The 13444-nt window shown below is 65.6% G+C and carries 11 protein-coding genes; 9 read left to right on the top strand and 2 right to left on the bottom strand.

Annotated elements, in window-relative coordinates:
• Window positions 1–28: 28 nt before the first annotated feature.
• The gene (locus BCR55_RS18810; RefSeq protein ID WP_006399450.1) at window positions 29–1135 is read right to left on the bottom strand and encodes an aromatic ring-hydroxylating dioxygenase subunit alpha; all 1107 of its coding nucleotides are present in this window, start codon (window positions 1133–1135) and stop codon (window positions 29–31) included.
• 270 nt (window positions 1136–1405) lie between these two features.
• Between BCR55_RS18810 and BCR55_RS18805 the strand changes: the two genes are divergently transcribed.
• From BCR55_RS18805 to folE2, 4 genes are all read left to right on the top strand, one after another.
• Window positions 1406–1687 carry an exodeoxyribonuclease VII small subunit gene (locus BCR55_RS18805; protein WP_006399451.1) on the top strand — a complete coding sequence of 94 codons (282 nt, stop codon included), beginning with the start codon at window positions 1406–1408 and terminating at the stop codon, window positions 1685–1687.
• A complete protein-coding gene (locus tag BCR55_RS18800; RefSeq protein ID WP_065495403.1) occupies window positions 1684–2568 on the top strand; it encodes a polyprenyl synthetase family protein in 885 nt (294 codons plus the stop codon). The genes BCR55_RS18805 and BCR55_RS18800 overlap by 4 nt, the downstream gene beginning before the upstream one ends.
• 82 nt (window positions 2569–2650) lie before the next feature.
• On the top strand, window positions 2651–4555 hold the full coding sequence (gene dxs / locus BCR55_RS18795; RefSeq protein WP_006399453.1) for a 1-deoxy-D-xylulose-5-phosphate synthase: 1905 nt from the start codon (window positions 2651–2653) through the stop codon (window positions 4553–4555).
• A gap of 155 nt (window positions 4556–4710) precedes the next feature.
• Window positions 4711–5520, top strand: a complete 810-nt coding sequence (gene folE2, locus BCR55_RS18790) for a GTP cyclohydrolase FolE2 (RefSeq protein WP_035487909.1) — start codon at window positions 4711–4713, stop codon at window positions 5518–5520.
• Between the two features lie 105 nt (window positions 5521–5625).
• On the opposite strand, the gene tsaD is transcribed toward folE2, so the two are convergent.
• Window positions 5626–6666 (bottom strand): tRNA (adenosine(37)-N6)-threonylcarbamoyltransferase complex transferase subunit TsaD, encoded by a 1041-nt coding sequence (gene tsaD / locus BCR55_RS18785; protein ID WP_053298894.1) that lies wholly within the window; start codon window positions 6664–6666, stop codon window positions 5626–5628.
• A gap of 121 nt (window positions 6667–6787) precedes the next feature.
• Here tsaD and BCR55_RS18780 point away from each other — a divergent pair, with 121 nt between their 5' ends.
• The 5 genes from BCR55_RS18780 (at window position 6788) to rpoD (ending at window position 13361) form a co-directional block, all read left to right on the top strand.
• On the top strand, window positions 6788–8017 hold the full coding sequence (locus BCR55_RS18780; RefSeq protein ID WP_258178719.1) for an NAD(P)/FAD-dependent oxidoreductase: 1230 nt from the start codon (window positions 6788–6790) through the stop codon (window positions 8015–8017).
• 75 nt (window positions 8018–8092) lie between these two features.
• The gene (gene rpsU, locus BCR55_RS18775) at window positions 8093–8305 is read left to right on the top strand and encodes a 30S ribosomal protein S21 (RefSeq protein ID WP_004190342.1); all 213 of its coding nucleotides are present in this window, start codon (window positions 8093–8095) and stop codon (window positions 8303–8305) included.
• A gap of 172 nt (window positions 8306–8477) precedes the next feature.
• Entirely contained in the window at window positions 8478–8924 is a 447-nt protein-coding gene (locus BCR55_RS18770) for a GatB/YqeY domain-containing protein (RefSeq protein WP_006404124.1), read from the top strand.
• 67 nt (window positions 8925–8991) lie between these two features.
• The gene (dnaG, locus tag BCR55_RS18765) at window positions 8992–10857 is read left to right on the top strand and encodes a DNA primase (RefSeq protein WP_065495400.1); all 1866 of its coding nucleotides are present in this window, start codon (window positions 8992–8994) and stop codon (window positions 10855–10857) included.
• 89 nt (window positions 10858–10946) lie between these two features.
• The gene (gene rpoD, locus BCR55_RS18760; protein ID WP_080596176.1) at window positions 10947–13361 is read left to right on the top strand and encodes an RNA polymerase sigma factor RpoD; all 2415 of its coding nucleotides are present in this window, start codon (window positions 10947–10949) and stop codon (window positions 13359–13361) included.
• Window positions 13362–13444 lie beyond the last annotated feature (83 nt).

Raw genomic sequence — 13444 nt, 5'->3', positions numbered from 1 at the left:
GTCATGCGGATGCCGCAGCGTGCGCGGCTTACAGATCGCCGAGCTGGCGGCGCAGGAACTCGTGGAAGTGCTGCATGCCGTCTTCCATCGGGCTCTGGTACGGGCCGACCTGCGACTCGCCGCGCTCCATCAGCGCGCGACGGCCGGCGTCCATCCGCATCGCGATTTCGTCGTCCTCGACCGCCGTTTCCATGTACGCCGCGCGTTCGGCCTCGACGAACTCGCGTTCGAACAGCGCGATTTCCTCGGGGTAGTAGAACTCGACGATGTTGGTCGTCTTTTGCGGGCCGCGTGGAATCAGCCACGACACGACGAGCACGTGCGGATACCACTCGATCATCAGGCCCGGATAGTAAACCATCCAGATCGCGCCGAACTCCGGCGGCACGCCGTCGCGGAACTTCAGCACCTGTTCGTGCCACTTGCGGTACGTCGCGCTGCCGGGCTTCGCCAGCGCGTTGTGCACGCCGACCGTCTGCACGCTGTACCAGTCGCCGAACTCCCATTTCAGATCGTCGCACGACACGAAATTGCCGAGGCCCGGGTGGAACGGGACGACGTGGTAATCCTCGAGGTACACCTCGATGAACGTCTTCCAGTTGTAATCGCACTCGTGCACTTCGACGTGATCGAACTGGTACTCGGAGAAATCGAAGTGATGCTTCGTGCCGAGGTTCGCCAGATCGCGCGCGACGTTGCGGCCTTCGGCCTCGAACAGCAGCCCCTGCCAGTTCTGCAGCGGCGTCTTGCCGAGGTTCAGGCACGGCTTGTCGGGGAAGTGCGGCGCGCCCAGCAGCTGGCCTTCCAGGTCGTAGGTCCAGCGGTGCAGCGGGCACACGATGTTCTGCGTATGGCCGCGGCCGTTCAGCATGATCGCCTGCCGGTGGCGGCAGACGTTCGACAGCAGCTCGATTTCGTTCGCCTGATTGCGCACGAGCACGCGGCCTTCCTTCTCGGACGGCAGCGCAAAATAGTCGCCCGCCTCGGGCACCATCAGTTCGTGCCCGACGTAACGCGGTCCTTTCTTGAAGAGGGTTTCGATCTCGCGCGCAAGCAGCGCCTCATCGAAGTATGCAGTGACTGGAAGCTGGCTGTGAGCCGACTTCAACTGAAGCGCATCGCTCAGATTGGACATTCCCACTCCCGGTGATAGCGTGAAAGCAGTGAACAACCCAACCATCGAAAAATCGATTTAGGGAAACGGAGAATTATACCCGGTTCGCCCCGTAAGGCCAGCATTAAGTGCCTGATTTGTGTCAATTTTTTGTCCGGCGACGTGGGGCGGGCGCACAATGTGGGCCGAAGTCGGGGCCGGAGTCCGGCCCGCGCGCCCAAGTCCGCAGGTCGGAAAATTCTCTTTTGCCGTAGAATGTCCGACTTGTTTTGAAATTTGACACCCTCGTCCATGGCGAAAACCGCATCCCCAGGCGCGACGCCGCCCGGCAACGGCGCCGAACCGTTGCCGGACAATTACGAGACAGCGCTTGCGGAGCTCGAGACGCTGGTTGCGCGGATGGAAGGCGGCGCGCTGAGCCTCGAGGATTCGCTGGCGGCGTATCGCCGCGGCGCAGCCCTTGTTGCGTTTTGCCAACAGCAGCTCGAGAAAGTGGAGCAGCAGGTTCGCGTGCTCGACGGCGCGACGCTGAAGCCGGCGGCCGCCACGGACGGCGAAGACGACGATCTATGACATTCGAACAATGGATGCGGTCCGTGCTAGACCGCGTCGAGGACGCACTCGGCCACTATCTGCCGGCTGACACCGTGGTGCCCGCACGACTCCACGAAGCGATGCGCTATGCGGTCCTCGGCGGCGGCAAGCGCGTTCGCCCGCTGCTGTGCCATGCGGCAGGCGAACTGACCGGTGCGACGGAGGCGGCGCGCAATGCGGCGGCGGCGGCGCTGGAGATGATCCACGTCTACTCGCTCGTGCACGACGACATGCCGTGCATGGACGACGACGCGCTGCGTCGCGGCAAGCCGACCGTGCATGTGCAGTACGACGAGCCGACCGCACTGCTGGTCGGCGACGCGCTGCAGTCGCAGGCGTTCGTCGCGCTGACCGACGCGGCTGCCCTGTCGCCGGTGCAGCAGGCGGCGCTCGTGCGCGAGCTCGCGCTCGCGAGCGGCTCGCTCGGGATGGCGGGCGGCCAGGCGATCGATCTCGCGAGCGTCGGCATCAAGCTGACGCGCGAGCAGCTCGAAACGATGCACCGGATGAAGACGGGCGCGCTGCTGCGCGCGGCGGTGCGGATGGGCGCGCTGGCCGGCGAGACGCCGTCGGCCGACACGATGGCTGCACTCGACGTCTATGCGGGGGCCGTGGGTCTGGCCTTCCAGGTCGTCGACGACATTCTCGACGTCACGACCGATTCGGCGACGCTCGGCAAGACGGCCGGCAAGGACGCGGCGAACGACAAGCCGACCTACGTATCGATCCTCGGCCTCGATGCGTCGCGCGAACTCGCCGCGCAGTTGCGCGCTGAAGCGCACGGTGCGCTGAAACCGTTCGGCGCACGCGCGCAGCGTCTCGCCGAACTTGCCGACCTGGTAGTGAACCGGGTCAGCTGACGCGAAAGCCCGCCGCCGCGCACACGCTACGGGTGCGTGCAACAGAATGCGGGCGCGTTTGATTTCCTACAATGGAACGACGATGTACGACTTGCTGAAAACCATCGACGACCCGGCGGACCTGCGCCGCCTCGATCGTCGCCAACTGCAACCGCTCGCGGATGAACTGCGTGCGTTCGTGCTCGACAGCGTGTCGAAGACGGGCGGCCATTTGTCGTCCAACCTCGGGACGGTCGAGCTGACGATCGCGCTGCACTACGTGTTCAACACGCCGAACGATCGCATCGTCTGGGACGTGGGGCACCAGACCTACCCGCACAAGATCCTGACCGGCCGCCGCGACGAAATGCCGACGCTGCGCCAGCTCGGCGGCATCTCGGGCTTCCCGCGCCGCTCCGAATCCGAATACGACACCTTCGGCACCGCGCATTCGAGCACGTCGATCTCGGCCGCGCTCGGCATGGCGATCGGCAGCCAGCTGAACGGCGACGACCGTTTCTCGATCGCCGTGATCGGCGACGGCGCGATGACGGCCGGCATGGCGTTCGAGGCGATGAACAACGCCGGCGTGTCCGAGGACGCGAAACTGCTCGTGATCCTGAACGACAACGACATGTCGATTTCGCCGCCGGTCGGCGCGCTGAACCGCCATCTCGCGCGTCTGATGTCGGGTCGCTTCTACGCGGCCGCGCGTGCGGGCGTCGAGCGCGTGCTGAGCGTCGCGCCGCCCGTGCTCGAACTCGCGCGCAAGCTCGAGGAGCATGCGAAGGGCATGGTCGTGCCGGCCACGCTGTTCGAGGAATTCGGCTTCAACTACATCGGCCCGATCGACGGTCACGATCTCGATTCGCTGATCCCGACGCTGCAGAACATCCGCGAGCTGCGCGGCCCGCAGTTCCTGCACGTCGTCACGAAGAAGGGGCAGGGCTACAAGCTCGCCGAAGCCGATCCGGTGCTCTATCACGGCCCCGGCAAGTTCAATCCGGCCGAAGGCATCAAGCCGTCCGCGACGCCCGCGAAGAAGACGTATACGCAGGTGTTCGGCGAGTGGCTGTGCGACGAGGCCGAGCGCGATTCGCGCGTCGTCGGCATCACGCCCGCGATGCGCGAAGGCTCCGGCATGGTCGAGTTCGAGAAGCGCTTCAAAGATCGCTACTACGACGTCGGCATCGCCGAACAGCACGCGGTCACGTTCGCCGGCGGCCTCGCGACCGAAGGGCTGAAGCCCGTCGTCGCAATCTATTCGACGTTCCTGCAGCGCGCGTACGACCAGCTGATCCACGACGTCGCGCTGCAGAACCTGCCGGTCGTGTTCGCGATCGACCGCGCGGGCCTCGTCGGCGCCGACGGTGCGACGCATGCGGGCGCGTACGATCTCGCGTTCATGCGCTGCATTCCGAACATGACGATCATGGCGGCATCCGACGAGAACGAATGCCGTCAGATGCTGCACACCGCGCTGCAGCAGCCGAACCCGACCGCGGTCCGTTATCCGCGCGGCGCGGGCACCGGCGTCGCGACGGTGAAGGAATTCACCGAGCTGCCGATCGGCAAGGGCGAGGTGCGCCGCCGCACGTCGCAGCCGGAAGGCAAGCGCATCGCGATCCTCGCGTTCGGTACGATGGTCGCGCCGTCGCTGGCGGCGGCCGAAGAGCTCGATGCAACCGTCGCGAACATGCGTTTCGTGAAGCCGCTCGACGCCGCGCTCGTGCGCGAACTCGCGGAGACGCACGACTTCCTCGTCACCGCCGAAGAAGGCTGTGTGATGGGCGGGGCAGGCTCGGCCTGCGTCGAAGCCCTGATGGAGAGTGGGGTTATCCGACCCGTACTACAATTGGGCCTCCCTGACCAGTTCATCGATCACGGCGACCCCGCGAAGCTGCTGTCGCTCTGCGGCCTCGACGGCGCGGGTATCGCGAAATCGATTCGCGAACGCTTCCTGAACCCGGCAACCGGCGTTGCCGGTCAGGCAAAGCGCGTCGCCTGAGCCGGCGCCGCCCGAGGGCGGCATCGGCGCTACTGGCGCAACCGGTCTTCATTGATGCGGAAAAACATGGGCCTGCGGGCCCATGTTGCTTTTCCGGCTGCCGCATGATGCGGCGTGCGCGTCGTCGAACGCGCGGCTTACAAGGATTGAACAAGATGAACCAGATGAATCCCGCCTTCGTGATGCCCGACGTGCAGAGCACGGTGGATACCCGTCAGATTCCGATTCAGCGCGTGGGCGTGAAGGCGGTCCGGCATCCGTTGACGGTGCTCACCGAAAGCGGCGACGTGCAGCCGACGGTCGGCGTCTGGAATCTCGACGTTCGTTTGCCGGCCGAGCAGAAGGGCACGCACATGTCGCGGTTCGTCGCGCTGCTCGAGGAGAACCGCGCGCCGCTGACGATCGAGCGCTTCCGCGCGATGATCGCGTCGATGCTCGAGAAGCTCGAGGCGGAAGCCGGCCGCATCGAAGTGACGTTCCCGTACTTCGTCAACAAGACCGCACCGGTGTCGGGCGTGCAGAGTCTGCTGGACTACGAAGTGACGCTCGCGGGCGAAAGCCGCAACGGCGAGACCCGTCTGTTCCTGAAGGTGCTCGTACCCGTGACGAGCCTGTGCCCGTGCTCGAAGAAGATCTCGCAGTACGGTGCGCACAACCAGCGCTCGCACGTGACGATCGACGCCGAACTCGCGGCCGACGTGCCGGTCGAGGCGCTGATCCGCATCGCGGAAGAAGAGGCGTCGTGCGAGCTGTGGGGGCTGCTGAAGCGGCCGGACGAGAAGTTCGTCACCGAGCGTGCGTACGAGAATCCGAAGTTCGTCGAGGACCTCGTGCGCGACGTCGCGGCACGTCTCGATGCGGATGCGCGCATCGTCGCGTATGTGCTCGAAGCGGAGAACTTCGAGTCGATTCACAATCACAGCGCGTATGCGCTGATCGAGCGCGACAAGCGGCACGCCGCGTAACGCGCGACCGACTACGCGCCCGCTTCGGCGCGGCGCGAGCGTCGAATTAAGAAGGCCGCAGCAGCAGCGGCCTTTTTCATGTGCGCGAATCGTGCGGCGCGCGCTTCAGCGTGCGAGCGACGCGAGATCCCAGCGCGGCTTCACCGTGAATGCATAGTCGACGTTGGCCTGGTCGGGCCAGCGTGCGAGCCGCAGCGCGCCTGCCAGCGCGATCATCGCGCCGTTGTCGGTGCACAGCGCGAGATCGGGATAGTGCACGTCGAAACCGCGCTTCGCGGCCGCAGCCGACAACGCGGCGCGCAACTGACGGTTCGCGCCCACGCCGCCCGCGACGACAAGCCGCTTCAGCTTGGTCTTTTTCAGTGCGGCGAGCGATTTGGCGACGAGCACGTCGACGGCCGCATCGACGAAGCCGCGTGCGAGATCGGCCTTCGCGCGCGCCAGCGCATCGCCCGACAGCTGCGCCGCTTCGAACTTCTTCATCTGCGTGAGCACGGCCGTTTTCAAGCCGCTGAAGCTGAAATCGAGATCGCCCGAATGCAGCATCGGGCGCGGCAGCACGACGGCGCCCGGCGTGCCGGTTTCCGCGAGCTTCGATACTTCCGGGCCGCCCGGATAGCCGAGGCCGATCAGCTTCGCCGTCTTGTCGAATGCTTCGCCGGCCGCGTCGTCGAGCGTTTCGCCGAGCGTCTCGTACACGCCGACGTCGGTCACGCGCATCAGTTGCGTATGACCGCCCGACACGAGCAGCGCGACGAACGGGAACGGCGGCGGCTCGGCGACGAGCAGCGGCGACAACAGATGGCCTTCGAGATGGTGGATGCCGACGGTCGGCTTGTTCCATGCGAGCGCGAGCGCGTTCGCGATGCTCGCGCCGACCAGCAGCGCGCCGGCGAGCCCCGGGCCTTGCGTGAACGCGATCGCGTCGATGTCTTCACGGCGCGTGCCGCTTTTCGCGATCACTTCCTCGAGCAGCGGCAGCGCGCGCCGGATGTGATCGCGCGAGGCGAGCTCGGGCACGACGCCGCCATAGTCGCGGTGCATCGCGATCTGCGAATGAAGCGCGTGCGCGAGCAGGCCGCGCTGCGTGTCGTAGAGCGCGAGACCGGTTTCGTCGCAGGAGCTTTCGATGCCGAGAACGAGCATGGGTGCGGGCGCGGCGCGCTGCATCGAGCGCGCCGCAGGAATATCGAGTAACCGGAAAGTATAGCAGGCAAGGGCCCGCCGCCGCTCGCGCCGGGCCCGGACGCGGTGCCGGGCGGGTACAATCCGCGCCATGGAAACTTACGACATCGCCGTGATCGGCGCGGGCGCGGCCGGCATGATGAGCGCCGCGGTGGCCGGGCAACTCGGTCGCCGCGTGGTGCTGATCGACCACGCGCCGCGGCTCGCCGAGAAAATCCGCATCTCGGGCGGCGGCCGCTGCAACTTCACGAATCTCCATGCGGGCCCGGACAACTATCTGTCGGCCAATCCGCACTTCGCGCGCTCGGCGCTTGCACGCTACACGCCGCGCGACTTCCTCGCGCTGCTCAAGCAGCATCGCGTGACGTGGCACGAGAAGCACAAGGGCCAGCTGTTCTGCGATCACGGCAGCGACGCGATCATCGACATGCTCAAGCACGAATGCGACGCAGGCGGCATCGCATGGCGCCGGCCGGTCGTCGTCGACGCCGTGCGTCACGCCGCGGACGACGGCTTCACGCTCGACACGCAGCAGGCGGGCGCGATCCGTGCGCGCGCGCTGATCGTCGCGACCGGCGGCCTGTCGATCCCGAAGATCGGCGCGACCGACTTCGGCTATCGGCTCGCGAAGCAGTTCGGCCACAAGCTCGTCGATACGCGGCCCGCGCTCGTGCCACTGACGTTCGCGCAGCAGGACTGGGCGCCGTTCGCGGCGCTGTCCGGCGTGTCGCTCGAGGTGCGCGTGTCGACCGGCGACAAGAAGCGCGGCGGCGAATTCGTCGAGGATCTGCTGCTGACGCATCGCGGGCTGTCGGGACCCGGCATCTTGCAGATTTCGAGCTACTGGCACCCCGGCGAGCCGATCCGGATCGACCTGGTGCCGCAGCGCGACGCCGTGGCCGAACTGCTCGAGGCGAAGCGCACGTCGAAGCGGCAGATCGGCTCGCTGCTCGCGGACTGGGTGCCGTCGCGGCTCGCGCACGTGTGGCTCGACACGCACCGCGTGGCCGCCGACGCGCGCCTCGCAGATCTGCCCGACAAGGTGCTGCGCCAGATCGGCGACGCGCTCGCCGGCTGGACGCTGACGCCGAACGGCACCGAAGGCTACAAGAAGGCCGAAGTGACGAAGGGCGGTGTCGATACGCGCGAGCTGTCGTCGGCGACGATGATGAGCGCACGCGTGCCGGGGCTGTTCTTCGTCGGCGAGGCGGTCGACGTGACGGGCTGGCTCGGCGGCTACAACTTCCAGTGGGCGTGGGCATCCGGGCAGGCCGCCGGCAAGGCCGCCGCGGAGTTCGCTCGCGGTGCTTGACGTCTTAGTGCCTTTGTGCAAAGCCTCTGCTATACTCGTTAATCTTTCCCTGCAAACCTTTATTCGTGTCGGATCATGACGATCATTCGCGTTAAAGAAAACGAGCCGTTCGAAGTTGCCATGCGTCGCTTCAAGCGCACGATCGAGAAGAACGGTCTGCTGACCGAGCTTCGTGCGCGCGAGTTCTACGAGAAGCCGACGGCCGAGCGCAAGCGCAAGAAGGCTGCGGCGGTGAAGCGTCACTACAAGCGGATCCGCAGCCAGATGCTGCCGAAAAAGCTGTACTGAACGATTGGGCGCCGCGCGCTTGGCCGAGCGGCGCACCGGCGAAACCCGCGCGACCGGGCAGCGAGTCGCCGATGCCGGATTCGAGCAACCCGCTTGAGACACTGTCCAAGCGGGTTTTTGTGTTGACGCCCATTGGCGGGCGTCGCGTCCACGTTTCCATCTCGGGTGAAAGATGAGTTTGAAAGAGCAGATCAGCGATGACATGAAGACCGCGATGCGCGCGAAGGAAAGCGAGCGTCTCGCGACGATCCGCCTGCTGATGGCTGCCATCAAGCAGCGCGAAGTCGACGATCAGGTCACCCTCGACGACGCCGGCATCACGGCCGTGATCGACAAGATGATCAAGCAGCGCAAGGACTCGATCAGCCAGTTCCAGGCCGCCGGCCGCGACGACCTCGTCGCGAAGGAGCAGGCCGAGCTGACGGTGCTGAGCGCTTATATGCCCGCGCAACTGTCGGACGCCGAAGTGGCTGCCGAAGTGCAGGCGGCGGTCGCGCAGACGGGCGCAGCCGGCCCGCAGGACATGGGCAAGGTGATGGGCGTGCTGAAGGGCAAGCTCGCGGGTCGCGCCGACATGACGGCCGTGTCCGCGCAGGTCAAGGCCGCGCTGTCGAAGTAAGTCGCGTTATCCGGCGCGCGGCAGCGTGCGTCGGGCGTCGTATCGTCCTCTTTCGCTCGATCCCACGGTGATTCCGCATTCGTTCCTGCAGGATTTGCTGAACCGCGTCGATATCGTCGACGTGGTGGGCCGGTACGTGCAGCTCAAGAAGGGCGGCGCGAACTTCATGGGGCTGTGCCCGTTCCATAACGAGAAGAGCCCGTCGTTTACGGTCAGCCCGACGAAGCAGTTCTATCACTGCTTCGGCTGCGGCGCGCACGGCACGGCGATCGGCTTTCTGATGGAACACGCGGGGCTGACGTTCCCGGAAGCCGTGCAGGAACTCGCGCAGTCGGTCGGTCTGACCGTGCCGCACGAGCCGTCGACGCGCGGCGGCGGCGGGGGCGGCGACTATCCGGCGCCCGTATCGAAATCGGTGGCGACGGCGCTCTCCGACGTGATGGCGACCGCGTGCGACTACTACCGCAAGCAGTTGCGCGGCGCGCCGGCCGCGATCCAGTATCTGAAGAACCGGGGCCTGACCGGCGAGATCGCCGCGCGCTTCGGGCTCGGCTACGCGCCGGACGGCTGGCAGAACCTCGAGGCCGCGTTCCCGGACTACCGCGACGATGCGCTCGTCGAGTCCGGACTCGTGATCGTCAGCGAGAAAACCGACGCGCAGGGCGCCGCGCGCCGCTACGACCGGTTCCGCGAGCGGATCATGTTCCCGATCCGCAACGTGAAGGGGCAGGTGATCGGCTTCGGCGGCCGCGTGCTCGGCAGCGGCGAACCGAAGTATCTGAACTCGCCCGAAACGCCGCTGTTCAACAAGGGCAGCGAACTGTACGGGCTGTTCGAGGCGCGGCTCGCGATCCGCGAACGCAAGTACGTGCTGGTCGTCGAAGGCTATATGGACGTCGTTGCGCTGGCGCAGCTCGGTTTTCCGAATGCGGTCGCGACGCTCGGCACCGCGTGCACGCCGATTCACGTGCAGAAGCTGTTGCGGCAGACCGATACGGTGATTTTCAGCTTCGACGGCGATTCGGCCGGCCGGCGCGCCGCGCGTCGCGCGCTGGAGGCCTGCCTGCCGCACGCGGCGGACAATCGGACGATCCGATTCCTTTTTCTGCCGCCCGAGCACGATCCGGACAGCTATGTGCGCGAGTTCGGCGCGGATGCGTTCTCGGACCAGGTCGAGCGTGCGATGCCGCTGTCGCAATTTCTGTTGAACGAAGCAATTGCGGGCAAGGCGCTCGACCAGCCCGAAGGCCGCGCGAAGGCGCTGTTCGACGCGAAGCCGCTGCTGCAGGCGCTGCCCGCGAATGCGTTGCGCGCGCAGATCATGCACATGATCGCAGATCGCCTCGATATTCCGTTCGAGGAAGTGGCGGCGCTGTCGGAAGTCGATGCGCGGATCGCGGCTGCACCGCGGCAGGCGCCGGCGCGCAGCGATCGCCGGCGCGTGACGGAGAGCGAAAAGCGCGCGTTGCGCACGCTGGTCATGCATCCGCGTATCGCGCTGGCGCTCGACGACGAGCAGGTCTCGACGCTGCGCGCGCTGCCGCGCATCGGCGAACTCTTTGCGGAAGTCGTCGACCACGCGCGCGCGCTCGGCGACGGCGCGGAGTTCCGGCTGCTGTCCGACGTGCTGCGTACGTCGCCGAACAGCGGGACGTACGAGGAAATTTTCCGCGAAATTCTGGACTATGATGAAAACGTCCGCGATTTGCTGTTACAGAATCCGGACGACGAGGCGGTGGCCGAGCGGCAGCGCGAACAGGAACGGATCGCCGGGGAGGAACTGCAGGCGGCCGTGCTGAAGATGCGCTACGACGCGTGCTGCGACCGGCTCGATCGGCTGGCGCGGCAATCCACGTTCACCCCCGAGGAATTGGCCGAATTGACGGAATTGAACCGGCAGCGAACCGACATGAAACGTCGGCTCGGGCTGTAGGCAGCCGGGGCGCCAGGAGAGAGGCTCCCCAGCGTGCTATAATATAAGGTTTCCAGCGGTTTGTTTTCTAAGCAGAGGCGAGATTCGCGATGGCAAAGACGACAGGCGGAAAGAAAGCAACGGGCAAGGGCTCGACGGAGCCGACCAAGAAGGTCACAGCGGCCAAGTCTGCTTCTTCCGCCAGGACGACGTCTTCGGCTACATCAACCCCTGCAGGAAAGAAAACCGCGGCCGGCACTGCTCAAGCTGCGCCGGCGCCGGCAGCCAGAACACGGGCTGCCGCCAGACCCGACTCCGGGCCGGCCAAGCCGGCGGCGAAGCGGGCAAGTGCGAAAAGCGCAAGGGACGCGGCTGCCGCGGCGGACGAAACGGCAGTACGTACTACTCATGCACCCACGGTTCAACCGGCTGTCGTCCAGCAGCCGCGAGTCGATATAGCCGGTACGGCGAACTCCATGACGAAAAAGCTGAACGAAGTATCCGTCGATGACGACGCAAATCAGAGCGACGAGCAGCCCGCAGCGGCGGCTGCGCCGGGCAAGTCCAAGGCGCGCGACCGCCGCGCCAAGGAAAAGGCGCTGCTGAAGGAAGCGTTCGCGACGAGCACGCCCGGCACGGCCGAGGAGCTCGAAGAGCGCCGCGTGAAGCTGCGCGCGCTGATCAAGCTCGGCAAGGAGCGCGGCTTCCTCACGTACGCCGAAATCAACGACCACCTGCCGGACAACTTCACCGAGACCGAAGCCCTCGAAGGCATCATCGGCACGTTCAACGACATGGGCGTGGCGGTTTACGAGCAGGCGCCGGACGCGGAAACGCTGCTCCTGAACGACAACGCGCCGGCCGCGTCGTCGGACGACGAAGTCGAAGAGGAAGCGGAAGTTGCGCTGTCCACCGTCGATTCCGAATTCGGCCGCACGACCGATCCTGTGCGGATGTACATGCGCGAGATGGGCACCGTCGAGTTGCTCACGCGTGAAGGTGAAATCGAGATCGCGAAGCGTATCGAAGACGGCCTGCGTCACATGGTAATGGCCATCTCCGCATGCCCGACGACGATCGCCGACATCCTCGCGATGGCGGAGCGCGTCGCGAACGACGAGATTCGCGTCGACGAGCTCGTCGACGGCCTGCTCGATCCGAACGCTTCGGACACCGACACGGACGGTTTCTCCGCGAAGGAAGCGGAGGAGATCGAGAACGAGGACGAAGAGGTCGAAGAGGAAGAGGAAGAAGAGGAAGAGGAGGACGATGACGGCGCCGCGCAGGCGACCGCCAACGCCGCCCAGCTCGAAGCGCTGAAGCGTGCCTCGCTCGAGAAGTTCGCGCTGATCAGCGAGTGGTTCGACAAGATGCGCCGCGCGTTCGAGAAGGAAGGCTACAAGTCGAAGTCCTACCTGAAGGCGCAGGAAACGATCCAGAGCGAGCTGATGACGATCCGCTTCACGGCGCGTACCGTCGAGCGCCTCTGCGACACGTTGCGTGCGCAGGTGGACGAAGTGCGCCAGGTCGAGCGTCAGATCCTGCACATCGTCGTCGACAAGTGCGGGATGCCGCGTTCGGAATTCATCGCGCGCTTCCCGGGCAACGAGACGGACCTCGACTGGGCCGAGAAGATCGCGGCCGAAGGCCATTCGTACAGCGCGATCCTGTCGCGCAACATCCCGGCGATCCGCGAACAGCAGCAGCGCCTGCTCGATCTGCAGGCGCGCGTCGTGCTGCCGCTGAAGGACTTGAAGGAAACCAACCGCCAGATGGCGGCCGGCGAACTGAAGGCGCGTCAGGCGAAGCGCGAAATGACCGAGGCGAACCTGCGTCTCGTGATCTCGATCGCGAAGAAGTACACGAACCGCGGCCTGCAGTTCCTCGACCTGATCCAGGAAGGCAACATCGGCCTGATGAAGGCGGTGGACAAGTTCGAATACCGTCGCGGCTACAAGTTCTCGACGTATGCGACGTGGTGGATTCGTCAGGCCATCACGCGCTCGATCGCGGACCAGGCGCGCACGATCCGTATTCCGGTTCACATGATCGAGACGATCAACAAGATGAACCGCATCTCGCGGCAGATTCTGCAGGAAACCGGTCTCGAGCCGGATCCGGCGACGCTGGCCGAGAAGATGGAGATGCCGGAAGACAAGATCCGCAAGATCATGAAGATCGCGAAGGAGCCGATCTCGATGGAAACGCCGATCGGCGACGACGACGATTCCCATCTCGGCGACTTCATCGAGGACACCAACACGGTCGCGCCGGCGGATGCCGCGCTGCATGCGAGCATGCGCGACGTCGTGAAGGACGTGCTCGATTCGCTGACGCCGCGCGAGGCGAAGGTGCTGCGGATGCGTTTCGGTATCGAAATGAGCACCGATCACACGCTCGAGGAAGTCGGCAAGCAGTTCGACGTCACGCGCGAGCGGATCCGTCAGATCGAGGCCAAGGCGCTGCGCAAGCTGCGTCACCCGAGCCGGTCCGACAAGCTGAAGTCGTTCCTCGAAGGGAACTGATTTTCGGCTTCTTCCTGTCGAACGCCGCCGGCATTCATCGGATGCCGGTGGCGTTTGTTCCCTTTGTTGTTACAATGCCGGCC

This window comes from Burkholderia sp. CCA53 (assembly GCF_001685525.1).
Lineage (GTDB): Bacteria > Pseudomonadota > Gammaproteobacteria > Burkholderiales > Burkholderiaceae > Burkholderia > Burkholderia multivorans.
Note: the sequence above shows the minus strand (reverse complement) of the source record. Positions and strands in the feature narration are given on the sequence as shown.